This is a genomic window from Tardiphaga sp. P4_G1 (assembly GCF_056401215.1).
This window is the reverse complement of the sequence record NZ_JBFUJU010000006.1, coordinates 388552-415339: the sequence shown is the minus strand read 5'-3', so window position 1 is coordinate 415339 and position 26788 is coordinate 388552. Positions and strand designations below refer to the sequence as shown.

General features: G+C 62.9%; 22 protein-coding genes. 8 read left to right on the top strand and 14 right to left on the bottom strand.

What is annotated here, in order from left to right:
- Positions 1-108: 108 nt before the first annotated feature.
- The 3 genes from AC1DUY_RS17175 to AC1DUY_RS17165 are packed head-to-tail and all read left to right on the top strand — an operon-like array spanning position 109 to position 3876.
- The gene (locus AC1DUY_RS17175) at positions 109-1107 is read left to right on the top strand and encodes a phosphotransferase (protein WP_478115786.1); all 999 of its coding nucleotides are present in this window, start codon (positions 109-111) and stop codon (positions 1105-1107) included.
- Positions 1108-1148: 41 nt separating this feature from the next.
- Positions 1149-2492 carry an aspartate aminotransferase family protein gene (locus tag AC1DUY_RS17170; RefSeq protein WP_478115784.1) on the top strand — a complete coding sequence of 448 codons (1344 nt, stop codon included), beginning with the start codon at positions 1149-1151 and terminating at the stop codon, positions 2490-2492.
- Position 2493: 1 nt separating this feature from the next.
- Positions 2494-3876: a M20 family metallopeptidase gene (locus AC1DUY_RS17165; protein ID WP_478115782.1), complete on the top strand. Its 1383-nt coding sequence runs from the start codon at positions 2494-2496 to the stop codon at positions 3874-3876.
- Between the two features lie 151 nt (positions 3877-4027).
- On the opposite strand, the gene AC1DUY_RS17160 is transcribed toward AC1DUY_RS17165, so the two are convergent.
- Positions 4028-4885 carry a VOC family protein gene (locus tag AC1DUY_RS17160; RefSeq protein ID WP_478115780.1) on the bottom strand — a complete coding sequence of 286 codons (858 nt, stop codon included), beginning with the start codon at positions 4883-4885 and terminating at the stop codon, positions 4028-4030.
- Between the two features lie 123 nt (positions 4886-5008).
- Between AC1DUY_RS17160 and AC1DUY_RS17155 the strand changes: the two genes are divergently transcribed.
- Positions 5009-6313 carry an NAD(P)/FAD-dependent oxidoreductase gene (locus AC1DUY_RS17155; protein WP_478115778.1) on the top strand — a complete coding sequence of 435 codons (1305 nt, stop codon included), beginning with the start codon at positions 5009-5011 and terminating at the stop codon, positions 6311-6313.
- Positions 6314-6484: 171 nt separating this feature from the next.
- On the opposite strand, the gene AC1DUY_RS17150 is transcribed toward AC1DUY_RS17155, so the two are convergent.
- From AC1DUY_RS17150 to AC1DUY_RS17125, 6 genes are all read right to left on the bottom strand, one after another.
- Positions 6485-8119, bottom strand: coding sequence for an ABC transporter ATP-binding protein (locus AC1DUY_RS17150; protein WP_478115776.1), 1635 nt, complete (start codon positions 8117-8119; stop codon positions 6485-6487).
- Entirely contained in the window at positions 8116-8946 is an 831-nt protein-coding gene (locus AC1DUY_RS17145; RefSeq protein ID WP_175366988.1) for an ABC transporter permease, read from the bottom strand. The genes AC1DUY_RS17150 and AC1DUY_RS17145 overlap by 4 nt, the downstream gene beginning before the upstream one ends.
- 3 nt (positions 8947-8949) lie before the next feature.
- Positions 8950-9927 carry an ABC transporter permease gene (locus AC1DUY_RS17140; protein ID WP_478115774.1) on the bottom strand — a complete coding sequence of 326 codons (978 nt, stop codon included), beginning with the start codon at positions 9925-9927 and terminating at the stop codon, positions 8950-8952.
- A gap of 24 nt (positions 9928-9951) precedes the next feature.
- The gene (locus AC1DUY_RS17135) at positions 9952-11565 is read right to left on the bottom strand and encodes an ABC transporter substrate-binding protein (protein WP_478115769.1); all 1614 of its coding nucleotides are present in this window, start codon (positions 11563-11565) and stop codon (positions 9952-9954) included.
- Between the two features lie 226 nt (positions 11566-11791).
- Positions 11792-13909, bottom strand: a complete 2118-nt coding sequence (gene katE, locus AC1DUY_RS17130) for a catalase (protein WP_478115767.1) — start codon at positions 13907-13909, stop codon at positions 11792-11794.
- A gap of 80 nt (positions 13910-13989) precedes the next feature.
- Complete coding sequence (locus AC1DUY_RS17125) at positions 13990-14532, bottom strand: DUF4142 domain-containing protein (RefSeq protein ID WP_478115765.1); 543 nt, start codon at positions 14530-14532, stop codon at positions 13990-13992.
- 212 nt (positions 14533-14744) lie between these two features.
- Here AC1DUY_RS17125 and AC1DUY_RS17120 point away from each other — a divergent pair, with 212 nt between their 5' ends.
- Positions 14745-15674 carry an N-carbamoyl-D-amino-acid hydrolase gene (locus AC1DUY_RS17120; RefSeq protein WP_478115763.1) on the top strand — a complete coding sequence of 310 codons (930 nt, stop codon included), beginning with the start codon at positions 14745-14747 and terminating at the stop codon, positions 15672-15674.
- Positions 15675-15925: 251 nt separating this feature from the next.
- Here the strand turns inward: AC1DUY_RS17120 and AC1DUY_RS17115 are convergent, their stop codons facing one another.
- Positions 15926-16585 carry an aspartate/glutamate racemase family protein gene (locus AC1DUY_RS17115; protein WP_199712036.1) on the bottom strand — a complete coding sequence of 220 codons (660 nt, stop codon included), beginning with the start codon at positions 16583-16585 and terminating at the stop codon, positions 15926-15928.
- 99 nt (positions 16586-16684) lie between these two features.
- Between AC1DUY_RS17115 and hydA the strand changes: the two genes are divergently transcribed.
- Positions 16685-18151 carry a dihydropyrimidinase gene (hydA, locus tag AC1DUY_RS17110; protein ID WP_478115761.1) on the top strand — a complete coding sequence of 489 codons (1467 nt, stop codon included), beginning with the start codon at positions 16685-16687 and terminating at the stop codon, positions 18149-18151.
- A complete protein-coding gene (locus AC1DUY_RS17105) occupies positions 18151-19266 on the top strand; it encodes a DSD1 family PLP-dependent enzyme (RefSeq protein WP_478115759.1) in 1116 nt (371 codons plus the stop codon). Before hydA ends, AC1DUY_RS17105 begins: the two co-directional genes overlap by 1 nt.
- A gap of 175 nt (positions 19267-19441) precedes the next feature.
- Here AC1DUY_RS17105 and AC1DUY_RS17100 read toward each other — a convergent pair whose 3' ends face one another.
- The 6 genes from AC1DUY_RS17100 to AC1DUY_RS17075 form a co-directional block, all read right to left on the bottom strand.
- Complete coding sequence (locus AC1DUY_RS17100) at positions 19442-20149, bottom strand: ABC transporter ATP-binding protein (protein WP_478115757.1); 708 nt, start codon at positions 20147-20149, stop codon at positions 19442-19444.
- A complete protein-coding gene (locus AC1DUY_RS17095) occupies positions 20149-20901 on the bottom strand; it encodes an ABC transporter ATP-binding protein (protein ID WP_478115755.1) in 753 nt (250 codons plus the stop codon). The genes AC1DUY_RS17100 and AC1DUY_RS17095 overlap by 1 nt, the downstream gene beginning before the upstream one ends.
- Positions 20898-21734, bottom strand: coding sequence for a branched-chain amino acid ABC transporter permease (locus AC1DUY_RS17090; RefSeq protein ID WP_478115753.1), 837 nt, complete (start codon positions 21732-21734; stop codon positions 20898-20900). The genes AC1DUY_RS17095 and AC1DUY_RS17090 overlap by 4 nt, the downstream gene beginning before the upstream one ends.
- The gene (locus AC1DUY_RS17085) at positions 21734-22612 is read right to left on the bottom strand and encodes a branched-chain amino acid ABC transporter permease (RefSeq protein WP_068738539.1); all 879 of its coding nucleotides are present in this window, start codon (positions 22610-22612) and stop codon (positions 21734-21736) included. Before AC1DUY_RS17085 ends, AC1DUY_RS17090 begins: the two co-directional genes overlap by 1 nt.
- Positions 22613-22701: 89 nt before the next feature.
- Positions 22702-23928: an ABC transporter substrate-binding protein gene (locus AC1DUY_RS17080; RefSeq protein WP_478115751.1), complete on the bottom strand. Its 1227-nt coding sequence runs from the start codon at positions 23926-23928 to the stop codon at positions 22702-22704.
- 494 nt (positions 23929-24422) lie between these two features.
- The gene (locus AC1DUY_RS17075; RefSeq protein WP_158596773.1) at positions 24423-25094 is read right to left on the bottom strand and encodes a MarR family winged helix-turn-helix transcriptional regulator; all 672 of its coding nucleotides are present in this window, start codon (positions 25092-25094) and stop codon (positions 24423-24425) included.
- A gap of 187 nt (positions 25095-25281) precedes the next feature.
- Here AC1DUY_RS17075 and AC1DUY_RS17070 point away from each other — a divergent pair, with 187 nt between their 5' ends.
- Complete coding sequence (locus AC1DUY_RS17070) at positions 25282-26787, top strand: 4-hydroxyphenylacetate 3-hydroxylase family protein (RefSeq protein ID WP_478115748.1); 1506 nt, start codon at positions 25282-25284, stop codon at positions 26785-26787.
- Position 26788 lies beyond the last annotated feature (1 nt).

The following is a 26788-nucleotide window of genomic DNA, read 5'->3' as shown; positions in this document are numbered from 1 at the left end:
GCCGCGACGTGCCGGGTTCCGAATCGAGATGGATCAGTTCAGGTGACATTTGAGCCTTCCGCGCGTCCGGGTGCAATGCAGGGCGGACTCGCGGCATCGTATATAAATATGACGGATGATGAGGCCGTCGATCTCGCCCGCGAGCGTTTTGGCATCGAAGGCCGTCCCACGCGCTTTGCCACCGAGAAGGACGACACCTTCCGAATCGCGCCGGCAAGCGGGCCGCGCTTTATCCTGAAGGTTGCGAACCCCATCGAGGACATTCCCGAGATTGATCTGCAGGTGCAGGTGCTCGATCACGTCGCGGCGCGTGCGCCCGATCTGCCGGTGCCGCGCGTCATTCCCAACGACAAGGGCGAGCGGCATTTCAATTATCTGGATCGTGCCGGCCAGCGCCGGCAGGTGCGGATGATGTCCTATCTCGAAGGCCAGCCCCTCAGCGAGGTGCCGTCCACGGCGTCGGGTCGGGCCGAGATCGGCAAATTGCTGGCGCGGCTCCGCCTCGCGCTGGCCGATTTCAGCCATCCGTCGGATTCTCGGGTTGTCGCATGGGACGTCAAGAACCTGCTGACGCTGCGCGATCTGCTGGCGGAAATCACCGATGCCGGCCAGCGCCGCAAGGTCGAGGCGGCGCTCGAGCGCTTCTCGGCGATCGAAACCCGGCTCAAACAGTGCCGCATGCAGGTGCTGCACAATGATTTCACCCGCTCCAACATTGTCGTCGATGCGGCGCTGCCGGGTTTCGTCAGCGGCATCATTGATTTTGGCGATACGGTCCGCACTGCAATTGCCATCGACGCCTCGACGGCGATGCTCAATCAGTTGCCCGTCGCGATGGACGGCGATGTCTTTGCCGATGGCCGCGATCTGCTGAAAGGCTATCTCTCCATCGCCGATCTGACGGCGGAAGAACTGAGCCTCATTCCGCATCTGATCTTCTCGCGTCTGGCGACGCGCCTGCTGCTGTCCACGGCCATGGCCAACCGGGTGCCGTCCGTCGCCGCCTATGTTCTGCGCAACAATGAGCAGACCTGGGTGCAGATGGACTGGTTCATCGCCCGCTCGATGGACGAGATCTCCGATCAGTTGATGGACTTCGCCAGATAATCTTTGCCACATCCGACCCTGCTTCCAGAGGAAACAACAACATGACCGCAGTCACCAGCGCCCCGCGCGGCAAGATGGTCAACGGCTTCGACCCCGCCACGGCAACCGGCCTCACTGAGGAGAGCCGCGAGCTCGTGAAGCGCCGCAGCGATCTGCTCGGTCCAGCCTACCGGCTGTTCTACAGCAACCCGGTCGAGGTCGCGCGCGCCAAGGGCGTGCTGCTCTATGATTCAGAGGGCAACGAATATCTCGACGCCTACAACAACGTGGTGTCGGTCGGTCACTGCCACCCGCGCGTGGTCGATGCGATCACGCAGCAGGCGCAGACCATCTGCACCCATACGCGTTACATCCAGAAGGGTATTCTCGATTACGCCGAAGACCTGCTCGGCACATTCGACGGGCCCAAGCGTCATGCGATGTTCACCTGCACCGGCTCGGAAGCCAATGATCTCGCCGTTCGCATGGCCAAGCATCACACCGGCAATCAGGGCATCATCATCACCGAAGAGGCCTATCACGGCAATTCGGAGCTGACCGCGGGCTTCTCGCCGTCGCTCGGGCCGTATTCGCCGCTCGGCACTTTCGTGCGTCGCGTCCCGGCACCGGATTCCTATCGCATTGCGCCGGAGAAGATCGGCGCCTGGATGGCGGAGAAAGTGTCCGAGCAGATCGTCGACCTGCAGCGCCGCGGTGCCGGCGTTGCCGCCTTTATTGCGGATTCGATGTTCTCGTCCGATGGCATCTTCTCGCATCCGACCGACGTGCTGAAGCCGGTGATCGATGTCGTGCACAAGGCTGGCGGCGTGTTCATCGCCGATGAAGTGCAGTCCGGTTTCGGCCGCAGCGGCGAGAAACTGTGGGGCTATCAGCGCCACGGCATCACGCCTGATATCATCACCATGGGCAAGCCGATGGGCAATGGCTACCCCGTTGCTGCTGCTGTGATGCTGCCGGAGATCGTCGAGAAATTCGGCCGCGACAACCGCTACTTCAACACGTTCGGCGGCAATACGGTGGCGATGGCGGCCGCACAGGCCGTGCTGAATGTCATTCGCGACGAGAAGCTTGTCGAGAATTCGCTCCGCGTCGGCAAGATCCTGCGCGACGGCTTCCATGCGCTGGCGAAGAAATATGAGCAGATCGGCGATGTTCGTGGTTCGGGGCTTTATGTCGGCGTTGAACTCGTGAAGGATCGCAGCACCAAGGAGCCGGATGCCGCCGCGGCATCTGCCGTGGTCAACGGTCTGCGCGCGCGCCGCGTGCTGATCTCGGCGACGGGCCCTCGTGCCAATGTGCTGAAGGTTCGTCCGCCGCTGGTCTTCACCGAAGCGAATGCCGGTCGCCTGCTGACCGAGGCCGAAGCCGTGATGGCATCGCTCTGAGATGACACGGATTGATGCCATCGCGCGGGTCAACGCGCAATTCACATCAGGTGATTTCCTCGCCACGCTCGATCGCATGGTGGGCTACAAGACCGAGAGCCAGAGCGACAAGCGCGCCGACGATCTGCGCGCCTATCTCGAACAGGAACTGACACCGACTTTCACGGCACTCGGCTTCACCACGCAGATCATCCCGTCGCCATCGGAGCGCGGACCCCATCTGCTCGCGACCTATCACGAGAGCGACGATCTTCCGACCGTGCTGATGTATGGCCATGGTGACGTGGTCCCCGGCATGGAAGGCGAATGGCGGGATGGGCTCGATCCATGGCGCTGCACGACGGTGGGAGAACGCGTCTATGGCCGCGGCACCGCCGACAACAAGGGCCAGCACGCCATCAACATCGCCGCACTTCGCGCCGTGCATGAAGCGCGCGGCGGCAAGCTCGGCTTCAATGCGAAATTCATCATCGAAATGGGTGAGGAGATCGGCTCACCCGATCTGCCGAAGGTCTGCGAAGCCCATCGCGATGCGCTGAAGGCCGACCTGTTTCTGGCCTCCGATGGCCCGCGTCTCTCCGCCGAGCGTCCGACGATCTTTCTCGGCTGCCGTGGTGGCCGCCGCATCCATCTCGATATCGAGCTGCGTGACGGCGCGCATCATTCTGGCAATTGGGGTGGGCTACTCGCGAATCCAGCAACGATCCTCGCTTCGGCGATAGCGACGCTGGTCGACAGCAACGGCCGCATCCTGCTGGACGCATTGAAGCCGCCGCGCATTTCCAACCAGGTGCGGGCAGCCCTTGCCGATGTGATCGTCGCGCCGTCTGCCGATGAACCGGCTCTGTCGGAGAATTGGGGCGAAGACGGATTGTCGCCGGCGGAACGGCTCTATGCGTGGAATACGCTGGAAGTGCTGGCGATCAATGCCGGCAATATCAACAATCCGGCCAACGCCATTCCCGGCAAGGCCAGTGCGGTGCTCCAGCTCCGCTTCGTCGTCGGCACCGATATCGAAAATGTCGTGCCGGCCATTCAGAAGCATCTCGCTGAAAACGGCTTCGCTGATATCAAGGTGAGCCAGTCGCAATATTTTTCGGCGTCGCGCACCGATATCGATAATCCCTGGGTCGGCTGGGCCGTGGAGTCCGTGCGCAAGACGACGGGTAGCGCGCCGGCGCTGCTGCCGAATTTCGGCGGCTCGCTGCCGAATGACGTGTTCACGGATATTCTCGGCCTCCCCACCGTGTGGGTGCCGCATTCCTATCCCGGCTGCTCGCAGCACGCGCCGGATGAGCACATTCTCCTGCCGGTGACGGAGGAGGCGCTGAACATCATGGCGGGGCTGTTCTGGGATTTGGGTGAAGCGCCGGTGCGGGCCTAATCGTTGCGATAGTAACGATGAGCAATGGCGCTCGTGCTTTGCGCTGTCATGGCCGGGCTTGACCCGGCCATCCATCTTTCGCACCCGTCATCTTCAAAAAGATGGATCCCCGGGTCAAGCCCGGGGATGACGAGGAGGGGGCAGCGCCCTCTCAATCCTTCACAAACGCCAGCAACACACCGTTGCCCTTGCTCGGCGGCACGACGACGCCGACATCGCTGCGGCTGCCGGCTGAACCCACAGCCTTTTCGGCGGCCGCTACATCCGCCACGCCGAACACCAGCGAAATGCCGCCGCGCTCCGGAATGCCGGCCAGCGACGTGCCGGGGAAGTGTTTCGCAAGCACGTCCTTGGTGACGAACACAAAGTCCGCGCGGTCGCCGCCCGACGGCACAGTCACGGCGCCATCGGCTTCCGTCTTCGTCGATCCGTCGATCAGCTTCGCCATATGCTGCGCGTCCTTCTCCGGCTCCGGCGTGACGATGAACACCTTCTTCAGGCGCTTGGCCGTATTGGCATGCACCTGCAGCTCTGGAATCCACACAGTCTCGCGGGTCTTGTGCTGGCAGGCGAAGATGCGGAGGCCGCCGGGGGCTTCCTCATAGGGCCACTGATAGGTGGCGAATTTCGCCGCGCTCAGGCTACCGTCCGGCATCGTCACCGGGCGTTCGAAATCGGTCGGGCCGATCGGCGTATAGCCGCGCGCGCGGATTTCCTCGGCGCCGACAGTGGCATCCGTGGTGGTGAAGGCGATGCGCTCGATGCCATCGCCGCGCTTGGCGAGGAAGGCGCGCGTCGGCGCATTGTGCTCGGTCTCGTTCAGCACGCCGAGCAGTTCGACGTAATCCGGGCCGAGCATCATGGTGTAATTGCCGGACCCCATCTTGGCGCTGTGGGTGCCGCGCGGCGACACCGTAAAGCCGAGGCTCTTCCAGTTCGCAGCAGCAGCGTCGAGGTCCTTGACGACGACCACGGCGTGGTCGATTCCAACGATGTTTTTCAGCGTCACGTGCTCATTACCTTGCAATGGATCAGGCGCGTAAACTATGCAGAATGCAGCGGTGCCGCAAGAGAACGGTTATGTTCGGTTGCGCGGCGCAATGCACGATTGATGCTGCAGAAAGGCGTGACGATGGATACCGCAAACGTGCCCTGGCCGAAGTCGCTCTGGGCCGGCGTCACGCCTCCGGGTCCGGACTTGCCCGAGCTGAAGGGCGCTGTTGACGCCGATGTGGTCGTCATCGGCGGCGGCTTCACGGGGCTCTCGACGGCGCTGCATCTGCGCGAAGCCGGTGTCGATGTCGCCGTGGTCGAGGCGATGGAGCCGGGCTGGGGTGCGTCGGGGCGCAATAACGGCCAGGTCATCCCGACGCTGTCGCGGCCCGATCCCGAGGACATCATCAAGCGCTATGGCACGGCCGGCGAGCGCCTCGTCGGGCTGATCCGCGACAGCGCCTCAATCCTGTTCGACCTCACGCGCCGTTATCAGATCCAGGCCGAGGCCGAACAAAATGGCTGGATCCAGCCGGTGCATTCGCCGGGCCGCATCAAGATTGCCGAGCGCCGCGTCCGGCAATGGTCCAAGCACGGCGCGCCGGTGGAGCTGCTGTCACGCGAGCAGATGCGCGGGCTGCTCGGTTCCGATGCGTGGTTCGGCGGCTTCTGGAACAAGACCGGCGGCCATATCAATCCGCTGGCGCTGGCGCGCGGCCTTGCGCGCGTGGTGCTGGAGCAGGGTGGTCGCATCTATGCGCGCTCGCCGGTGGAGAGCTACGAGCGCAAGGGTGACCGCTGGATCGTGAAGACGAAAGCCGGCGAGATCAGCGCGCGCAGCCTGGTCGTCGCCACCAATGCCTATACCGGGGAATTCTCCAAGCAGCTCTCACCAGGCATCGCCAGTGAAGTCATGCCGGTGCTGTCCTGGCAGATGGCGACGCAGCCGTTGTCGGACGAGGCACGCAAGACCATCATCCCCCGCCGGCAGTCGATGTCCGACACGCATGGCGAACTGTATTTCGCGCGCTACGACGCGCGCAATCGCCTCGTCACCGGCGGCAATGTCGTTGGGCTCGGCGACAAGACGGAGCGGCTGAAAGTTATGGTCGCGGAACGTCTGAAGCGGCTGTGGCCTGTTATCGGCGATGTCCAGTTCGATTATGTCTGGAACGGCTATGTCGGCATGACCACGGACTTCCTGCCGCGCATGCACAGACTCGGGCCGAACGCCTATGGCTGGACCGGCTGCAACGGTCGCGGCGTGGCGCTGTCGGTGGCGCTCGGCGACGAATTCTCGAAGGTGGTGCGCGGCGTGCCGGAGAGCGAACTGGCGCTGCCATTCTCCGAGCCGGTGCCGATTGCGGCGCATGGGCTCATGCGTCTGCTCGCACCCTTCATGCTGCTGGTCTATCGCCGCAGGGACGCGAAGGAGATGGCGTGACTTTCTTAACCTCTCCCCGCTCTGCGCGGGGAGAGGTCGCCGCGTCTTCGCGGCGGGTGAGGGGCGGCGCACGGCGCTCACCTCATTCCTGACGTTTGCGGATCGAAGTGCCCTTCACCCCAGCCCTCTCCCCGCAAGTGCGGGGCGAGGGTGCGCGAGGCCGGCGCGGAACTACACCGTCACCGGCTTCCGGCTGCGCGCGAAATCGCCGCCGGGGATCGAGGCCAGCAGGGCCTGCGTATAGGCATGCTGCGGATTGCCGAACACCTCGCCGGCCAGACCGTGCTCGACGACTTCGCCGTCTTTCATGACGGCCACGAGATCGCAGATCTGCGCGGCCACGCGCAGGTCATGCGTGATGAAGACGATCGAAAGCCCGAGCCGCTCGCGCAGCTCGTGCAGCATCTTCAGCACCTGCGCCTGCACCGAGACGTCGAGCGCCGAGACAGCCTCGTCGGCCACCAGCACGTCGGGCTTCAGCGCGAGCGCACGTGCGAGGCCGATGCGCTGGCGTTGGCCGCCGGAGAATTCGTGCGGGAAGCGATCGATGGCCGAGGGATCGAGGCCGACCAGTCGGAACAGTTCTTTCGCAGCCGCTATCGCCTCGGTGCGCGGCGTACCGTGCACGATCGGGCCCTGCGCCACGAGGTCGCCGGCCTTGCGGCGCGGGTTCAGCGAGGCGAACGGGTCCTGAAACACCATCTGGATGTGCTTGGTCTCGCGGCGCACCTCGTCGCGCGTGAGCTTCGCCCAGTCCTTGCCTTCCAGCACGATCGCGCCGCCATCGGGATCGATCAGCCTGATGATGCAGCGGGCCAGCGTCGATTTGCCCGAACCTGACTCGCCGACAATGCCGAGCGTCGCACCACGTGGCAGTTTCAGGGAGACGGACTTCACCGCATGGGTCACGCGCACGCCGCGGCCGAGAAAGCCGCCATTGCGATAGGTCTTCGACACGTTGTCGAGCGTCAGGATGATGTCGTCGGACAGTGCGCGCGGCGGCGGCGCCGTCAGTGGCGGCACCGCGGCGATCAGTTGCTGCGTATAGGGATGCTGCGGATTCGTCAGCACGTCCTTGACGTCGCCTTGTTCGACCACATTGCCATGCTGCATCACCACGACACGGTCGGCGATCTCGGCGACCACGCCGAAATCGTGGGTGATAAACAGCACCGCGGTATTCCTGCGGCTCTGCAATTCCTTGATCAGTTTCAGGATTTGCGCCTGCGTGGTGACGTCAAGCGCGGTGGTCGGCTCGTCGGCGATCAGGAGACGCGGATCGAGCGCCAGCGCCATGGCGATCATCGCGCGCTGGCGCTGGCCGCCAGAGAGTTCGTGCGGATAGGCGCGTGCGGCCTGGGCAGGATCGGGAATGTGCACGTCTTGCAGCAAAGCCAGCACGCGCGCCTTGATGTCGGCCTTCGAGAGATCGGTATGGATCTCGAACATCTCGCCGATCTGGTCGCCGATGGTGCGCAGCGGATTAAGCGCCGTCATCGGCTCCTGGAAGATCATCGCGATCCCGGCGCCGCGCACCTTGCGCATCTCGGCATTGCTGGCGCTGGCGAGATCCTTGCCCTCGAACAGCACGCGGCCGCCATCGATGGCGACTTCGCCGGGCAGCAGCCGCATGATGGCGTTGGCCATGACAGACTTGCCGGAGCCGGACTCGCCGACCACGCAGACGATCTCGTTGGCGGAAATCGCCATGGAGACGCCGCCAAGCGCGTGTGAGCGATCGGCGCCTTTCGGCAGCTTCACGCTGAGCCCGTCGATGGTGAGGATCGGATTGTCCACGGCGCTCATCGGCTTTTCAGTCTCGGATTGAGCGCGTCATTGAGGCCCTGGCCGACCAGCGACACCGCCAGCACGGTGAGCAGAATGGCGATGCCGGGGATTGCCGAGACATACCACTGCACGCGCAGCACGTCGCGGCCGAGACCAATGAGATTTCCCCACGATGCGACATTGGGATCGGACAGACGCAGGAAGGCGAGGGCGCTTTCCAGCAGGATCGACAGCGCCATCACCACGCTGGCATAGACGATGACCGGCGGCAGCGCATTAGGCAGGATCTCGCCGAGGATCAGCTGGATGTCTTTCATGCCCAGCGTGCGCCCGGCCTGCACGAATTCGCGGCTGCGCAGCGACATGAATTCGGCGCGCGTCAGCCGCGCAGGCGCGGGCCATGACACGATGCCGACGGCGACGGTGACGGTGGTGATGGTCGAGCCGAACACGGCGACGAGCACCAGCAGCAGCACGAAATTCGGCAGGGTCTGGAACGCCTCGGTGATGCGCATCAAGACCGTATCGACCCAGCCGCCATAATAGCCGGCAAAGGCGCCGATCAGCACGCCGATGACCACGGCGATGACAGTCGCCACACCGCCGATCAGCAGCGAGATGCGCGCGCCGTAGAAAATCTGCGCCGCGATATCGCGGCCGGAATTATCGGTGCCCAGCAGGAAGCGCGGATTGGAGAACGGCCAGATCAGCGGCCGGCCAGCCAGCGCCAGCGGATCGCGCGGATAGATCCAGCTCGCGGTGATGGCCATCACGATGACCACCAGCAGGAGCAGCAGGCCCACAACGGCGGCCGGGCTGCGGAAATAGCGTTTCACGGCATCCATCGCTTACGTCTCCGCCTGGATGCGCGGATCGAGCCGCGCATAGAGAAGGTCGACGAGGAAGTTGACCAATATCACTAGCAAAGCCGAGACGAAGACGATGCCGAGCAGGGTGTTGAGATCGCGCTGCACGACAGACTCATAAGCGAGGCGCCCGAGACCGGGCAAGGAGAACACGCTCTCGACCACGACGGAGCCGCCGAGCATGGTGCCGGCCTGCAGGCCGATCAGCGTCACCATCGGCAGCAACGCATTGCGCAGCACATGCTTGACCACCACGCGGGTCTCGTCGAGGCCTTTGGCGCGCGCGGTGCGGACGAAATCGAGATTGAGCACTTCCAGCATCGAGGCGCGCATGATGCGCAGATAAATGGCGAGGAAGATCAGGCCCAGCGTCAAGGTCGGCAGGATCAGATGCAGCGCGATATCGATCGTGCGGCCAAATCCGACTTGTGCGGCACCGATATCCTCGAAGCCGCCAGCGGGCAGCCACTGCAGATAGATCGAGAACACCACGATGGCCATCAGGCCGAACCAGAACGACGGCGTCGCATAGAAGACGAGGCCGAGGGTGGAGATCAGCGTATCCGGCCATTTGTTGACGCCGCGCGCGGCGATGACGCCGAGCAGCAGGCCGAAGAAAAACGCAAAGGACAGCGACGCGGTCATCAGCAGGATCGTCGGCGGCAGGCGTTCGAGGATGACGGTGGCGACCGGCTTGCCGTAGATCGAGGAGAAACCGAGATCGAGGCGGATCAGTCGCCACAGATAGTTGCCGAGTTGCATCGGGATCGAGAGGTCGAGCCCATAGAACTTGCGCAGCTCGCGCGCGGTCGCGGCATCGCCGCCGCCCATCTGCGCCATCATGGCATCGACGGTGTCTCCCGGTGCGAATTGCAGCAGCAGGAACACGCCGATCAGGATCAGGAATAGTGTGGGTATCGAGGCGGCGAGCCGCCGCCCCGCAAGGCTCAGGATGCGCATCTGGCTATTGTGGCGAAGTTTGGCTCAGGCGGAAAGCCAAAGATCGTGCCAGCTCGACGATCCCCAACGCGGCGTGTTGGAATGGTTACGCGCCTTCGCGGTGATCACGGTGACGAAGATCTGCTCGATCGGCATCCACACCGGCAGTTGGGTGTTGGCTTCCTTGACGAAGGTCGCATAGAGCGCCTTGCGCTTGACCGGATCGATTTCGGTGGCCGCGTCGTCGATTACCTTGTCGATGGCGTCGTTCTTCCAGTCCCACTGATTCGTCCAGGGCGCGCCCTTCGGTTGGCCGGAGCGATACCAGACCGTGGTCGAGACGGCGGGATCGTTGCGATACTGGTGCCAGCCGGTAGAGAGGTCGAAGGCGTGATCGTCATAGACCTGCTTCAGGAAGCCGCCGCCGTCGTTGCGGACGATCTCGACGGGAATGCCGACTTCGCCCAGCGACTGTTGGATGAAGGTCGCCCACAGCGAGATGTCCTCGCCCCATGGCGCGGGCAGCAGGCGCAGCGAGAAGCGGGTGCCGCCGGCGCCCGGCTTGAAGCCGGCCTCGTCGAGCAGCGCGATCGCCTTCTTCTTGTCATAGGGATATTGCGGCGTATCCGGACCCGGATAGAAGTCGGTGGAGACCGAGGGGATCGGGCCGGTGCCGAGCTTGGCGAAGTCGCCGAGGAAATTCTCGATGAAGAACGGCACATTGATCGCATGCGCAATGGCGCGGCGAACGCGGATATCCGCGAGCTCCTTGCGGCGGAAATTGAACTCGATGGTGTTGGTGCGCGCGTTGCCTTCGTTGCCCTTGGTGGAGACGATGAAACGCTTGTCCTTGCTCAACCGTGCCGTGTCGGAAATCGTGAGACCGGTGAACGGGCTGTACTGGATGTCGCCGGCTTCCATCTGGGCGGCAGCGGCAGCGCGGTCGGTGACGACCTTCCAGACGATACGGTCGAGATAGGGCGCATTGGGGCGCCAGTAGTTCTCGTTGCGCTCGGCGATGATGTATTGGCCGCGCTCGTATTTGACGAATTTGAACGGGCCGGTGCCGACCGGGGCAAGGTTGGTCGGGTTCTGGCGGATGTCGCTGCTACCCTCATAGAGGTGCTTGGCGGAGATATAGCCGAGGTCTGGCAGCGCGCGCAGCAGCAGGCCGAGCGGCATCGGGCGCTCATATTTGAAGATCGCGGTCTGCGCGTCCGGCGTTTCCACGGCGGTCAAGAACAGCTGCAGGGTCGATCCGTAATTGAGGATCTTCTTCCACATGTTCATGGCGGTGAATGCGACATCGGCCGAGGTGAATGGCTTGCCGTCGTGCCAGGTCACGCCCTTGCGCAACTTGAAGGTGATGGTCTTGCCGTCCGGTGTGGATTCCCAGCTCTCCGCGAGCACGCCAACCGGCTGGCCATTGGCGTCGAGATCGACCAACGCTTCCTGGATCTTGCCGCCGATGATGTAGACGCCGGTGGAGGCCTGAATGCTGGGGTTGAGCTGACGCTGTTCTGCACCGTAATGGACATTGAACACGCCGCCCTTGCGGGGCGTTTCCTGCGCGAAGGCGCGCAGCGGGTTCGCGACATTGGCCGCAATGGCGGCGGAGGTCAGCAGCGCCGTGCGGCGGGTCATTTCCAGGCGGGTCATGGTGTCGAAGTCTCCTGCGTCGTGCCTGCGCAGATGGAACCAGCGCATAGCCCGCGCAACCTAGGGCATAACCGGCGGCCAAGTCATTCCCTAATGCTGCGGCGGCTCAGAGAATTCTTGCAAGACATAGCAATGGCGCAGCATAAAATGCCGCGCCATTGCTTCGATCTGAAAGCTTTGCTCAAAAGTTATGCCGGCCCGCACACAGGGCGGGCAACTGCACGCTTCAGCGCATCTTGATGCTCGGTTCGCGGCTCCAGAGCCGCAGCTTGGCCAGCTTGTCCATGAAGCCCGCCACGTCGTCGGCGCTGCCCAGCGCAACGACGCCTTCATCGAGGTCGTCCGCGATTCCCACCTTGGCGAACAACCGCTCGGCGGCCTCGGAATGTCCGATAAACTTGCAGTGGGCAAAGGCGTCGGTGACGAAGTCGCGGGCGGTTGCTTCCTGCAAGAGGTCGTCGATTCCGGCTTCCGCCGGGAGCACGGCGACTGCGTCATAGAGAACGGACGGGCCACCATCGATCATCTGGTCGGCGGCGACCAGGCTGCCATCGCTGGCTTCAACCCCGTTCACCTTTGGCGCAATGATCTCGTATGTTGCGCCAGCCTCCGTCACCGCGCCTTGCAGGGAGGCAAGCAGCTTGGCATCGACCCCGTCGGTGACGAGGATGCCGAGCTTGCGGCCCTCGAAACGCTGCGGGCCATTTGCGACAATACTGAGCGCTGGCGACTCCGCCAGATCCTGCCGCGTGGGCATCGCCGCGTCAGCAGGCTTCGGCATCGTCGGAAGACCCAGCATGGTGCCGACCCTGTTGGCCAGTCCTTCATCGATGTTCAGGAGATGCGCGACCATGCGCTCGCGGATTACCGGTGTCTTCACTTTGCTCAATTCGAAAGTCAGCGCTGCGGCAATATGGTGTTGCTCGCCCCTGGTCTGGCTGATGAAGAACTGCCGTGCCTGGCTGTAGTGATCCGCAAAGCTCTCGGCGCGCAGCCGACGCTTCGCGCCTTGCTCTATGTCAGCAAATGTCTTGAAGCCTTTGGCGGTTGACTCGCGCGGGCCTACGCCGAACGAATTTGGCTGGTAGTTGACGCGACCGACCGGGTTGCGCATGGCCATGTGCCCGTCCTGCTGGAAATGTCCGAACGGACATTTCGGAGCATTGATCGGGATATGGGTGAAGTTCGGACTGCCGAGCCGCTTCAGCTGTGTATCCAGATAGGAGAAGTTGCGGCCTTGCAGCAGCGGGTCATTGGTGAAGTCGATGCCGGGCGGAACATTCTGCGTCATGAACGCGACCTGCTCGGTCTCAGCAAAGAAATTGTCCGGCATGCGGTCCAGCACCAGACGGCCGATAGCGATCGGGGGCACGAGTTCTTCGGGGATGATCTTGGTGGGGTCGAGCACGTCGAAATCGAATTTGTCAGCAAACTCGTTGTTGAACAGCTGCACCCGCAGCTCCCATTCGGGATAGTCGCCGGACTGGATAGCGCTCCACAAGTCGCGGCGATGAAAATCCGGATCGGCGCCGTTGATCTTGACGGCCTCGTTCCACAGCACCGATTGCAGACCGAGCTTCGGCTTCCAGTGGAATTTGACGAAGGTCGATTCGTCCTTGGCGTTTACGAAGCGGAACGTATGGACGCCAAACCCCTCCATGAAGCGGAAAGAGCGGGGAATCGTTCGGTCCGACATCTGCCACATGACCATGTGCATGCTCTCGGGCGTCAGCGAAATGAAATCCCAGAAGTTGTCATGGGCCGACTGCGCCTGAGGGAAGGCGCTGTCGGGCTCTTCCTTCACGGCATGGACCAGATCGGGAAACTTGATTGCATCCTGGATGAAGAACACCGGGATGTTGTTGCCGACCAGGTCCCAGTTACCCTCTTGGGTATAGATTTTGACGGCAAAGCCGCGCACGTCGCGTGCGAGGTCGAACGAGCCCTTGCTGCCCGCGACCGTCGAGAATCGAACGAAGGCGGGGGTTCGCTCGCCTGCGCGCTGAAACAGATCTGCGCGGGTATGCTTGGCCAGTGAACCGTAATTTTCGAAGAAGCCATGCGCGGCATAACCGCGTGCATGGACCACGCGTTCGGGAATCCGTTCGTGATCGAAATGGAAGATCTTTTCACGAAAGTGAAAATCCTCGAGCAATGTCGGTCCGCGCGATCCGGCCTTGAGCGAGTTTTGATCGTCGAAAACCGGGCCGCCCTGGGCCGTCGTCAGCAACGCGTCATCTGGTCCGGCGATCTGATGGAGTTCGCCGCCTTCACCGCGAACAAGTGTCTGATCGTGAATCGTTACATTGGTGGTGTCGCTCTTGGGCGTCGATGATTTAGCCATGGGATGTCTCGCAGAAGTTACCGGGAGAAGGGCCCGCGATTGTGTTCGCGGGCCTCAGGGAGTTCGGCGTTGGGCAGGCGCTACTTGCCGAGGTTCTGCGCCATTTCGAGGTGATGCTTCAGCGCCGGCAGCGTCTTTCCGGCCCAGTCCTTCAATTCGGTATTGTCGCCGCTTTTGGCGTAGCGCTCGAACAGATCAACCGCGTCCTTGTGGGCGTCGACCTGGATCGAATTGAAGTTCTTGCTGAAGTCAGCTCCGCTTTGTTCCTTCAACTTGTCGAGCTTACTTTGATGCGCGCTGTCGAGCGCTGCCGGAAGTTCGGCCTTAACCTTGCCGCTGCTGACCATCGCCTTCAGCTCGGTGCTGGTCTTGGTGTGATCTTTCACCATCATGGCTGCAAAGGATTTCTCGGCGGCATTTCCCTTGCTTTCCGCCAGCGTGTTGGACTGGATCTCGAACATGTCGCTGATCGCGACCTGCTTGACGAAATCAGGGGTGCTCGGGCTGACACCGAGAACGGAATTGACGCCCGTCTTTTCGCCGACGGACTGTGCGTAAACGGCTGGGGCGAGGGCGGAGGACACGAGCAACAGGCTCGCGGCAATGAGGGTGCGGCGTTTCATGATTTTTCCACTGTTTGGACGAGGGCATCAGGTGTCAGCACAACCGGATCAATCGTGTTGTGTTCCGGACCAAATGAGTCCGGGGGGCGAAGGCCCGGATCAGGCCTGTCTGGGCCGCCCGGTCACAGCCGGGCCGGAAGGGCCTCGTGTTGGCTCGATCATTGCTTTCGGTTCTGGTACAAACCGCACGCAACCCGAACCCGGATAATTTTATGCGTAAGCTTACCGTCGCCGCTGCCCAACTGGGCCCAATTCAGAAAGCCGAAAGCCGCGAGGCCGTGGTCAAGCGCATGCTGGCGCTGCTGGACGAAGCCAAGGGGAAGGGCGCCGACCTCGTCGTCTACCCAGAACTGGCGCTGACGACATTTTTCCCGCGCTGGTACATGACCGACCAGACCGAGGTCGACACCTGGTTCGAGTCGGAAATGCCGAACGCCGCGACCCAGCCGCTGTTCGATGCCGCCGCGAAGGCCAATATTGCGCTGTCCATCGGATACGCCGAACTGACGCCCGACGGCCATCACTTCAACACCCAGATCCTCACCGACAAGACCGGCAAGATCGTCGGCAAATATCGCAAGGTGCATCTGCCCGGACATGTCGAATTCGACACCGAGCGTGCGTTCCAGCATCTGGAAAAGCGCTATTTCGAACCGGGCGATCTCGGCTTCCCCGTCTTCCGCGCTTTGGACGGCATCTTCGGGATGATGGTGTGCAACGACCGCCGCTGGCCGGAATCCTATCGCGTGATGGGCCTGCAGGGCGTCGAGATGATCGTGCTCGGCTACAACACGCCGTCGGTGAATTCGCAGAAGTCAGTCGAGGGCCCGGAGCAGCGCCTGTTCCACAACCGCCTGTCGGTGCAGGCCGGCGCCTATCAGAACTCGACCTTCGTGGTCGCCGTCGCCAAGGCCGGCGATGAAGACGGTCATCCCCTGATCGGCGGCTCACTGATCGTCGATCCCAACGGCGTCATTCTCGCCGAAGCCAAAACTGAAGGCGATGAGCTGCTGGTCTGCACCGTCGATCTCGACGACACGAAGTTCGGCAAGGACACCATCTTCGACTTCAAGCGCCACCGGCGCATCGAGCATTATGGCCGGATCACCAGCCAGACGGGCGTGGTTCTGCCGCCGGAGTGAGGCGACGCTCTTAAATCGACGAGAAGCGCTGACCTAACCTCTCCCCGCTTTGCGCGGGGAGAGGTCGCCGCGTCTTCGCGGCGGGTGAGGGGCGGTTCACCGCAGTCGCGTTAATGTCGGATTCTCGTATCGATCGTCGAGCAGTTCACTTGCTGTAGAGTTAAGGCTGAGTTCGTGCCTCGCCCCTCACCCCGACCCTCTCCCCGCGCAGTGCGGGGAGAGGGAGCGCATTCCCGCCGGAGTGAAATCCGCTACTGAAACATCACCGTGCCAATGGCCATGCTCACCGCAGCCTGGGTCGGATCGATCACCGGAATGCCGAGCGCATCCTCGAGCGCGCTGCGATGACGCGACATGCCCGCGCAGCCCATCACTACGGCATTGGCGCCGTCCTCGTCCTTCAACTGGCGGCCGACCTTGATCATGCGCGCCAGCGTGTCGTCGCCGGAGGCTGCTTCCGCCACAGTCATGTTGAGCGGACGTTCGCCAGCGAACCGATCCATCAGGCACATCTGGCGCAGATAACGCATATGCCGGCCGATCGAGCCCTGCGCCACCGCGATGACGCCGAAGCGGTCGCCGCGTGACAGCGCGGTCAGCACGCCGGATTCGGCGATCCCGAATACCGGACGTTGCGTCGCCTCGCGGCAAACATGCAGGCCGGGATCGGAATAGCAGGCGATGACGAAGGCATCGGCGGAATTGTCGGCGGCCACCAGCCGGCTCAGCGGTATCGTGACGCTTTCGAGATCGGCCTGCGTCTGCACGCCCAATGGCCCTTCCGCCAGCGTGACGCATTCGATCTCGGGTCCGGCCTCGAACATCACCGGTTGCAACGCCTCCGCGAGGTTGCGCGTCACCTGCGGATTGCTGTTCGGATTGACCACCAGAATCTTCTTGCGGGGCTGCATATTCGGCTCCTTGTCAGGACAGTAGTATTACCGGAAAGTGCCGACCGTCAAAGCCTGTAAAATGTTCGCATAGCCGATCTAATTCCTGGAGTTCTGCCCTTGTCCGATCCCGTCTACGATCTCGTGATCCGCGGTGGCACCGTCGCCACATCGAGCGATGTGTTTGCTGCCGATGTCGGTATTACCGGTGAGACCATCGTGGCATTGGGCAGTGGGCTCGCAGCCGGCCGTAAAGAGATCGATGCAACAGGCAAGCTGGTTCTGCCCGGCGGCGTCGATGCCCACGCCCATATCGAGCAGCTCTCCGCCGCCGGCATCATGAATGCCGACACTTTCGAGAGTGCGACGCGATCCGCGGCCTTTGGCGGCACCACCAGCGTGATCTCCTTTGCGGCCCAGCATGTCGGCATGGATGTGCAGGAGGTCGTCACCGACTACACGGCGCTCGCAAAGAAGGGCGCGATGATCGACTACGCCTTCCACATCATCGTCTCCGATGTCACCGACAAGGTCATTTCTGACGATATTCCGGCGCTGGTGAAGCAGGGCCATTCCTCGATCAAGATTTTCATGACCTATGATCGGCTCAAGGTCGATGACGAGAAGCTGCTGGATATTCTCGCCGCTGCGCGTGAGGCGAAGGCGCTGGTCTGCGTTCACGCGGAAAACCACGGCGTCATCGCCTGGATGGTGAAGCGCCTGATCGACAAGGGCTACACCGCGCCGAAATATCACGCCGTCAGCCATGCGCGCGTCTCGGAATTCGAAGCCTTCACGCGGCTGATCGCCTTCAGCGAATTGCTCGACCAGCCGGTGATGATCTTCCACGTCTCGACGCGCGAAGGCGCCGCCGTGATCCGCGAGGCGCGCGGCCGCGGCGTCAAGATTTTCGCCGAGACCTGCCCGCAATATCTGTTCCTGACCGCCGAGGACATGGACAAGCCCGGCGCCGAAGGCGCGAAGTGGATGTGCAGCCCGCCGGCGCGCACCACGGACGATCAGGAAGCGCTGTGGCAGGCGCTGTCGCTCGGCGATCTGCAACTGATCTCGTCGGATCACGCGCCGTATCGCTATGACGAAACCGGCAAGCTGCGCGCAGGACCGAACCCGACATTCAAGCAGGTCGCCAACGGTTTGCCTGGCCTCGAAGTGCGCCTGCCGCTGCTGTTCGATGCGATGGTGTCGAAAGGGCGCCTCGGCCTGTCAAAATTCGTCGAGCTCACATCGACCGCACCGGCGCAGATCTACAATCTGCCGAAGAAGGGATCGATCGCCATCGGCAACGATGCCGACATCGCGATCTGGGACCCGGCGCGCAAGGTGACGCTCTCAGATGAGATGATGCACGATCTCACCGGCTTCTCGCCGTTCTCTGGCCGCACGGTCACAGGCTGGCCCGAGAAGGTGTTGTTGCGCGGCCGTGTGCTGGTGGATGGCGACACGTTCACCAGCAAGCCGGGCGAGGGACGCCTGATGCTGCGCGAAGGCGGCAGGGCCGCGACGCCGTCAGGCAAGCTCGCTGCCGAAATGGACCCGGCGAAGAACTTCGGCGCGAAGCTGCTGTGATGACAAACATGCTCGATCCCAATCTGCCGGGTTTCGCGGATATCCAGACGCCTGCGCTGGTGCTGGATGCGTCTGCGCTTCAGCGCAACATCCAGGGGATGGCCGAGTTCGCCAAAGCGCATGGCGTTGCGCTTCGCCCGCATGCCAAGACCCACAAATCGACGCACATCGCGCAGCTGCAGATCGAAGCCGGAGCGGTGGGGATCTCCTGCGCGACGGTGGCCGAGATCGAGGCCTTTGCGCAGGCTGGCATTACAGGGCTGTTGCTGACCACGCCGGTCGCCGACCGGCCGAAGCTCGCGCGCCTTGCGGCTATCGCCGATCAATCCGACATCAGCATCGTCGTCGATCACGCCGACCAGATTCACGTGCTACACGAATTGCTCGATGCCGGCAGCCGTCCGCTACAGGTGCTGATCGATGTCGATGTCGGCCAGCGCCGCACCGGCGTGGTCGATACGGCATCGACACTCGCGCTCGCGCAACTGATCGAAGCCACGCCGGGCGTGACATTTTGTGGTATCCAGGGTTTTGCGGGTCATGTGCAGCACATGATCGACTCGCAGGAGCGCAGGGCAGGTGCTGCGCGCGTGCGCGCCATGCTCGACGAGCATCTGCACGTGCTGGCGGAAGCCGGCATCGAGGCGGAGATCGTCACCGGCAGTGGCACGGGAGCCTGCGCCTATGATGCAACGGGCACTTTTACCGAGTTGCAGGTCGGCTCCTATGTCTTCATGGATTCCGACTACGGCAAGTTGGAGCACGAAGGTGGTGCGCTGCCTTATAAGCCGAGCCTGTTCATTCTCGCGACCGTGACATCCGTGAATCGTGCCGGCGAATTCACCGTCGACGCCGGTGTGAAGGCGATGGCCTTCAACGGCCCGGTGCCGTCGCTGATGTTAGGTGTGCCGGAAGGTTCGACCTATCGCTTCGGCGGCGACGAGCATGGCATGATCACGATGCCATCAGGCGCGGAAGCGCCGAAACTCGGCAGCCGCGTATTGCTGCTGACGACGCATTGCGATCCCACGGTGAATTTGCACGCGGACTATCAGGTTGTCGGACACAACAACGGCGTCGAGACCTGGCCGGTGCTGGCGCGGTATGGGGCGTAGCCACACGTGCTGCCAAACACTCGTCATTCCGGGGCGGCTCGGCGCCGCAGGCGACGTGCCGAAACCCGGAATTCCGGAGTGTGTCGCATCCAGCGTTTCAACTATCTCGGGATTCCGGGTTCGTGTCCGGCAAGGGCCGGCCATGCCCCGGAATGACGAGGGTGGCCCAAGTGCCTTAATGCGCCCCACCCAGAAACGCCTCCGACAATGTCGGATCGTTGATCAGCGCTTCCGCCGAACCTGAGGTCACGACACGTCCGGTCTCCAGCAAATACGCCCGGTCGACGATCTTCAGCGTCTGCCGCGCCTTCTGCTCCACCAGCAGCACGGTCAGGCCTTCATCGCGGAATTGCGCGATCATGCTGAACAGGCTCGCCGTCATCAGCGGGGCCAGGCCGAGCGACGGCTCGTCGAGCAGCAGCAGTTTCGGCTTCGACAGCAGTGCACGCCCGATGGCCAGCATCTGCTGTTCGCCGCCGGACAACAGACTAGCGAGACCATCGCGGCGCTTGCCGAGGATCGGGAAGCGCTCGAGCATCCGGCCGACATCGGCCATCGCTTCGCTCTTGTCCGAACGGGTGTAGATGCCCATCAGCAGGTTTTCATGGACCGTCATGCGCGCGAGAATGCCGCGGCCTTCCGGCACCAGCGCGATGCCGCGGCGCAGGTTCTTTTCGGCCGCATTCGGCACGAGCTTCTCGCCCTGATAGGTGATATCGCCCTGGAATGGCAGAAGCCCCGCAATGGAGCGCGCGATCGTGCTCTTGCCGGCGCCATTGGCGCCGAGCAGCGCGACGATCTCGCCCTGCCTGATGTCGAGATCGACGCCGCGCACGGCAGTGATGGCGCCGTAGCGGACCTGCAGGCCACGGATCGTGAGCATCAGTCGTCCTTTCCGAGATAGGCGTCGAGGACGACCGGGTTGGCGCGGACTTCTTCCGGTCTGCCTTCGGCGATCAGCACGCCGAAATCGAGCACATAGAGATAGTCGCAGAGCCGCATCACGAAATTCATGTCGTGTTCGATCAGGAGAATGGTGAGGCCGGTGTCGCGCAAGCGGATCATCAGCGAGCGGATTTCCTCGGCCTCGTCATGGTTCATGCCGGCGACGGGCTCGTCGAGCAGCAAGAGTTTCGGCTTCGCGGTGACGGCGCGCGCCATCTCCACCTTGCGCTGGATGCCGTAGGGCAGCGATTTTGCGGGACGATCGCGGAACGCGGTGAGGCCAAAGAATTCCATCACTTCATTCGCACGGGTCTGCGCCGCCGGATTGGCCCAGGAGATCGGCAGCAGCCGCCGCCATGAGGCCTCGCTATGCGGCTGCGCCACCAGCAGATGTTCCCAGACCGTCATGCTGCCGAACAGGCGGATGTTCTGGAAGGTGCGGGCGATGCCCTCGCGCACGATGCGATAGGACGGCCACTGCGTGACGTCGACGCCCTTGAGTTTGACTTCGCCGGCATCAGCGCGATAGGCGCCGGTGATGGTGTTGAACAGCGTCGTCTTGCCGGCGCCGTTCGGGCCGATCACGCCGACGATCTTGCCTTCCGGCACTTCGCAAACCATGCCGGACAGCGCATGGATGCCGCCGAATGTCTTGGTGACGCCGGTGAGTTGAAGCAGGGGCGTGCTCATGCCGCGGCCCTCCGGAACGTCAATGTGCGGATCAGCGAACGATCGAGAATGCCCTGACGCCGCACCAGCAGCACCAGGATCAGCAACGTGCCGAAGGCGGCGAGGCGCCAGTCGGCGATCGGGCGCAGGAATTCAGGCAGGAACACCAGCAGCAATGAGCCGACCAGCGAGCCCGGTCCGACGGTGGAGCCGCCGAGGATCACGGCCAGCACGAATTCGATCGAGCGATCGAAGCCGAAATTCGCCGGCTCGATATAGACGTTGTGATGCGCGAACAATCCGCCGGAGATCGCGGCCACGGCGGCGCCGACACCGAAGGCGCCGATCTTGATCACGGTGGTGTTGAGTCCGATCAGGCCAGCGGCCGTTTCGTCGTCATGCACCGCCTGCATTTCCAGCCAGACGCGCGAGCGCTCCAGCAGCATCACCGCGATCAGGATGCCGCCGGCCCATAGCCAGACATAGCCGACCGAGATGTGCTGCATGCCGCGATAGCCGCCGGAGCCGCCCATGGCGTCGAAATTGAGGAAGAAGCTGCGCACCATTTCGCCGAAGCCGACGGTGGCCATCGCGAGATAGATTCCCTTCAGGCGTAGCGCGGGGAAGGCAACGATGGCGCCGATGATGCCGGCGGCGATCGCCGAGATCACCAGTGCGAGCGTCAGCGGTACGTTCAGCGCGACGGTGAGGTATGACGACAGATACGCGCCGATTCCCATGAAGGCGCCATTGCCGAGCGAGAGCTGGCCGGTGGCGAGGATGATATAGACGCTGAGTGCGCCAAGCAGGAGGATGCCGGACTCGGCGAGCAGGCTTGCATAATAGGTCGACATCAGACGCGCTGCCCCTGATCGGACCGCGCGCCGCCGAGCAGGCCCTGCGGACGCAGCAACAAAATCAAAATCATGAAGCCGTAGACGACGAAGTCGCGGACCTGCGAGCCGCCGTAAGCAACCGTCAGCACTTCGGCGATGCCGATCAAGGGACCCGCGACCAGCGCGCCCCAGATCTGGCGCGTGCCGCCGATCACCATCACGGCGATGGCCTTGAGGCCGATCTCGACGCCGAGATAGGGCGTGATGGTGCCGTAATGCAGCGCGATCAACACGCCGGCGACGCCAGCGAGCGAGCCCGACAGGATGAAGGCCAGCATGGTGAGGCGGTCAGCGGAGACGCCCAGGATTCGTGCGACTTCGCGGTTCTCGGCGACGGCGCGCAGCGCGCGGCCCATCGGGGTCTTCTGCACGATATAGGCAACCAGTGCGACCAGCACGACAGTGGCGACGAGCACGATCAGCTGCATCTCGCCGATATTGACCGGGCCGAGCGCATATTGCTTGCCGAAATACTCGTCGGGGAGCTGGGCAGGATCGGAGCCCCAGATGTTGGTGGCGACGTTCTGCAGGATGATCGAGAAACCCAGCGTCGACAGCATCGGCGTCACCAGCGGCGCGTCGCGCAGCGGCTGGTAGCCGATCTTCTCGATGGCAATGGCGATCACGGCTGCGCCGAGCATGCCGCCGAGCACGGCGACCGGAAGCGGGAAGCCTGCGGTAATCAGCGTGAAGCCGAGATAGCCGCCGATCATGAAGAGTTCGGCAATCGCGAGATTGAGAATGCCGAGAATGCCCATCACGAGCGAGAACGACAGCGCCAGCAGCGTATAGACCGCTCCGAGCGTCAGGCCGTTGACGAGTTGCTGTATCAGCATGGGAATCGCAATCGTTAAATCAGGTGGTCGTCATCATGACTGCGGCCGGGAGGACTTCCCGGCCGCAGCGGCGTGGATGGTGCGGAAGATCAGCAGGCCGGGTGGCCGGGCGCGGAGCTGCAGCCCTTGACCTTGGTGTCCCAGGCGCCGTTCTGGCCCTGCAGCACGTAGAAGGCCTTGATCGCGTCGCCGTCGTCATTGAAGCCGATCGGGCCGCCGAGACCGGCAAAGCCTTCGAGCTTGGCAAGATGATCGCGGATCTTGGTGCGGTCGGCTTCGAGATCGGCTGGCTTGCCGGTGACGCCAGTCTTCTTGATCGCGTCGATATACATCGAGACGATTTCGTAGATGTTGGCGTCATACATGCTGGGCTCGATGTCCTTCGGCAGGCCGGATTCCTTGCGCAGCAGCGGCGTCAGGGTGGCCGTGAACTTCTCGGGTGCCGGGCCTGTCATGGTGGCGTAGAAGGTCGCGGGCGCGATCACCGGGATTTCCGGCGCAGCCTTGAGAATCGCTGATGAGATCAGCTGGGTGGCGCCGACGACCGGCTTGATCAGACCCTGGCGCTTCATCTCGCGCAGCACGGTGATGGCCTGGCTGTAATCGGCGCTGACAACGACGCCGTCGGGATTCAGGGCTTTCAGTTTGGTGACCTGTGCTGACACGTCGAGGTCGCCGGTGTTGAACGACAGCAGATCGTTCTCGTTGGCGACGATGATGTCATTGGCCTTCAGCACAGCCGGCATGATCACCTTGCCGACGGTGGACGCCGTGGCGTCCTTGGCGTCGAAGATCACGGCGACGGTCTTGATGTTGAAGGCCTTCTTGTAGAACGGCACGGTGGTCTTGGCGAGAACGCCTTCGTCGATGGTGTTGCGGAAAGCCCACGGACGGTTGAGCTTCGCCACGCCCGGCTTCGAGGAGGCCTGCGAGGTGGAGACCACCTTCATTTCATTGGCGACCGGGAAGGTCACTTCGGCGGCGCTTGAGGTCAGCGGGCCGGCCACGGCAAGAACCTTTTCGTCGCCGGCCAGCTTGCGCAGCGAGCTTGCGGCCTGCGCTGGCTTGGCGGCGTCGTCGAGGATGGTGATCTTCAGCTTGGCGCCATTGATGCCGCCAGCATCGTTGGTCTGCTGTTCCAGCATCTTCAGCGTCACGGTGTTGCTGCGGCCCCACTCGGCGAACGGACCGGAGCTCGGCACCACCGCGCCGATGGCGATTTCCTGCGCCCATGCCTGACCGCCAACCATGGCGGTAAGCGTGACGGCGGCAACTGTGCCCAATACGCGCGGCAAATTCGATTTGATCCGTGACATCGACGATCGTCCTCTTCTGCTGATGCTTTTGCTGCAGTGATCCGCAGCATAATCCAGATAAAGATTTCTATGCACGCCATGTGCCATCGCCAGCTGTGACAGCGGAATGACAGCGTTGGTCGGATCGTCCAATAAATTTCAGGCTTTGACAATCGTCATTCTGAGTATCTTTATAAAATAGTTCTCTTAAGAAGCTAATTTATGCGGCAGTGCGGCCCGGAAATGCAGCAGTTCGAAGCTGGCGGGAATGCGCGCAATTGCCTGTTTCACGGGTGTTTGGTGTTGCGGGCGTGTCGCGGCTGATTCCCGCGTCGCCCTTGGGCGGGAAGGGGCTGCGCGCACGGGCGCCGTTTTGTCGCAGTAATCCGTAGGATGGGTAGAGCCCTTGCGAAACCCATCAGCGGCAAACAGGGGCATGATGGGTTTCGCGAAGACGCTCTACCCATCCTACGATCGCCGTGGCCCGGAGGGCCGATTTGTCGCAGCGCGGGCCGTTAACCCTTGCGCGGCTTGCCGCGCTTGGCGACGGCGATCGATTGGGCTTCGGGCGAGAGCTGCTTCACATTGGTGTCGGCCAGATAACGCTGCAACGCAATGGCGCGGTCGCTGGAATCGACGAGCCGCTGCACCATGTCCAGCAACTGGTGGAATTCCCGGGTGCCGAGGCAACCGAACTGCACGTCGTTCACCTGGGCCTGAGTCGGCGCGAGCCGCTCCAGCAATTCGGCACCATGCGGCGTCACCACGAGGCTGATGCGGCGGCGGTCGCCGGTGTGCGAGGTCTTGGTGATCAGCCCTTTGGTTTCGAGCTTGTTGGTCACGGTGGTGACGAAGGCGCCGCTCAGATGCAGGTGATCGGCGACGGCGCGCACATGGACGTCGCCTTGCGCCGACAGATGCCGGATCGAAATGAGGGTCGTGTATTCGATGCCGGCGAGGCCGATGACGGCGGCATGGCCTTCGCGCAAGGTCTGGTGGCGGACCAGAAAGCCGAACAGGCTATGGACGAGGCGGCGGAACTGGGCGTCCGAGCCGTCCACCAGCAGCTCCGGACGGGAGACCGTCAATGCGGCGCGGGACGCCGGCCGGCCTGTGGCAGGCTTCTTGCTGATCTCCTTGCCAACTGATTTGCCGATCGAAGTGGAGCGCGCTGCGGATTTGGCCACGTGATGATCCCATGTATCAAAACTTGCCCGAGCTTGGCGGCTTCGCGCGGTAATTGCAATCACGACGAATGATGCAAGTGTGCGAATGCCACAGGTCCGCTTGACAACGGATTTAAAATAGCTTCGGATGATAGCTATTAATAGTGATGACCGGCGCGCGGCCGGCAGCAGGTGACGGAGAAAAGTGATGAACAAGGCATTTGGATCCGGGGCGGCAGTTGCCGGCGTCAAGACCGGCGCCCAGCATGTCGCCGCTGTCCGCGACGGTCGTGCGGTCTATCTCGACGGCAAGAAGGTCGACGACGTCTCGACCCATCCGGCCTATCGCCATGCGGTCGCCTCGGCCGGCGCGCTGTATGACTATCAGGCCGATCCCGCCAATATCGAACGCATGACCTTCGATATCGGCGGCGGCCGCCGCGTCAATCGCGCCTGGCAACTGCCGACCAGCTACGCGGAACTGGTCGAGCGCCGCAAGGCGCTGGTGGAATGGGCCGAACTGTCCGGCGGCTTCCTCGGCCGCTCGCCCGATCACGTGGCCTCATCCATGTCCGGCATGATGATGGGCATCGAGGTGTTCGACAATTACGACCCGAAACGCGCACAGGCGTTCCGCGACTGGTACGACTACGCCCGCAAGAGCGACCTGTTCCTGACCTATGTGATCAACAACGTGCAGGGCGATCGCTCCAAGGCGTTCGGCGATCAGGGTAAGAATGCGCAGGACATGGTCGCGCACATTGTCGACGAGGATGCGTCGGGCATCACCATCCGCGGCGCCAAACTGTTCGCCACGTCAGCCATCATGGCCAACGAGATCTTCGTCGGCTCCGGCCAGCCGCTGCGGCCGGGCGAGGAACATCTGGCGTTCTCCTGCGCGCTGCCGATGGGGACCAAGGGCCTCAAGATGCTGTCGCGCAAGAGCTTCGAGGCCCATGCACCGAACGAATACGACAATCCGCTGGCCTATCGCTATGACGAGAACGACGCACTGGTGTTCTTCGACGACGTGAAAGTGCCGTGGGAGCGCGTGTTCCTGCTTGGTAACACCGACATGTGCCGCGCCCAGCTCCATGATACGCCGGCCCATGTCTATCAGAACTATCAGGCGCAGATCCGCCTGTCGGTGAAGTTACGTTTCCTGGTCGGCCTCGCGCGCGGCATCGCCAGGACCATCGGCACCATCAATTTCCCGCCCGTGGTCGATACGCTCGGCAAGCTCGCCTCGCAGGCCGCGCTGATCGAGGGCATGGTGCTCGGCATGGAAGCCGGCGGCGCGATGCGCGGCGACTATTTCCTGCCGAACAAGCATCTGCTCTATGCGGCGCAGGTGCAGTCGCAGGAGATGTATCCGCAGATCATCTCGACGATCCGCGAACTCGCCGGCGGCGCATTGCTGATGTTGCCGTCCTCGGTGGAGGACTTCAGCAATCCGGAAATCGCCGAGATCATCGGACTCACCCAAGTGTCGCCAGCGATGTCAGGCCAGGATCGCGTCAAGCTGTTGAAGCTGACCTGGGACGCCGTCGGCTCGGAATTCGCCTCGCGCCATCTGCAATATGAGATGTTCTATGCCGGCGCCCAGTTTGTCACCCGCGGCCATAGCTACCGCACCTATGACTGGGAGCGCGCGGCGGGCATGGCCGAGAAGATGACGGCGAAGTATGATTTGCCGGAGTTCGGTGCGGAGTAAA

Bases quoted from the DNA above. Each gene is read 5' to 3' on its own strand.
- AC1DUY_RS17120 (WP_478115763.1), top strand. From the start codon at position 14,745: ATGCGTAAGCTTACCGTCGCCGCTGCCCAACTGGGCCCAATTCAGAAA.
- AC1DUY_RS17145 (WP_175366988.1), bottom strand. From the start codon at position 8,946: ATGGATGCCGTGAAACGCTATTTCCGCAGCCCGGCCGCCGTTGTGGGC.
- AC1DUY_RS17085 (WP_068738539.1), bottom strand. From the start codon at position 22,612: ATGCTGATACAGCAACTCGTCAACGGCCTGACGCTCGGAGCGGTCTAT.
- AC1DUY_RS17150 (WP_478115776.1), bottom strand. From the start codon at position 8,119: ATGAGCGCCGTGGACAATCCGATCCTCACCATCGACGGGCTCAGCGTG.
- AC1DUY_RS17105 (WP_478115759.1), top strand. From the start codon at position 18,151: ATGACAAACATGCTCGATCCCAATCTGCCGGGTTTCGCGGATATCCAG.
- AC1DUY_RS17090 (WP_478115753.1), bottom strand. From the start codon at position 21,734: ATGTCGACCTATTATGCAAGCCTGCTCGCCGAGTCCGGCATCCTCCTG.
- AC1DUY_RS17165 (WP_478115782.1), top strand. From the start codon at position 2,494: ATGACACGGATTGATGCCATCGCGCGGGTCAACGCGCAATTCACATCA.
- AC1DUY_RS17100 (WP_478115757.1), bottom strand. From the start codon at position 20,149: ATGCTCACGATCCGTGGCCTGCAGGTCCGCTACGGCGCCATCACTGCC.
- AC1DUY_RS17155 (WP_478115778.1), top strand. From the start codon at position 5,009: ATGGATACCGCAAACGTGCCCTGGCCGAAGTCGCTCTGGGCCGGCGTC.
- AC1DUY_RS17070 (WP_478115748.1), top strand. From the start codon at position 25,282: ATGAACAAGGCATTTGGATCCGGGGCGGCAGTTGCCGGCGTCAAGACC.
- AC1DUY_RS17170 (WP_478115784.1), top strand. From the start codon at position 1,149: ATGACCGCAGTCACCAGCGCCCCGCGCGGCAAGATGGTCAACGGCTTC.
- AC1DUY_RS17115 (WP_199712036.1), bottom strand. From the start codon at position 16,585: ATGCAGCCCCGCAAGAAGATTCTGGTGGTCAATCCGAACAGCAATCCG.
- AC1DUY_RS17080 (WP_478115751.1), bottom strand. From the start codon at position 23,928: ATGTCACGGATCAAATCGAATTTGCCGCGCGTATTGGGCACAGTTGCC.
- AC1DUY_RS17125 (WP_478115765.1), bottom strand. From the start codon at position 14,532: ATGAAACGCCGCACCCTCATTGCCGCGAGCCTGTTGCTCGTGTCCTCC.
- AC1DUY_RS17175 (WP_478115786.1), top strand. From the start codon at position 109: ATGACGGATGATGAGGCCGTCGATCTCGCCCGCGAGCGTTTTGGCATC.
- AC1DUY_RS17095 (WP_478115755.1), bottom strand. From the start codon at position 20,901: ATGAGCACGCCCCTGCTTCAACTCACCGGCGTCACCAAGACATTCGGC.
- katE (WP_478115767.1), bottom strand. From the start codon at position 13,909: ATGGCTAAATCATCGACGCCCAAGAGCGACACCACCAATGTAACGATT.
- AC1DUY_RS17135 (WP_478115769.1), bottom strand. From the start codon at position 11,565: ATGACCCGCCTGGAAATGACCCGCCGCACGGCGCTGCTGACCTCCGCC.
- AC1DUY_RS17140 (WP_478115774.1), bottom strand. From the start codon at position 9,927: ATGCGCATCCTGAGCCTTGCGGGGCGGCGGCTCGCCGCCTCGATACCC.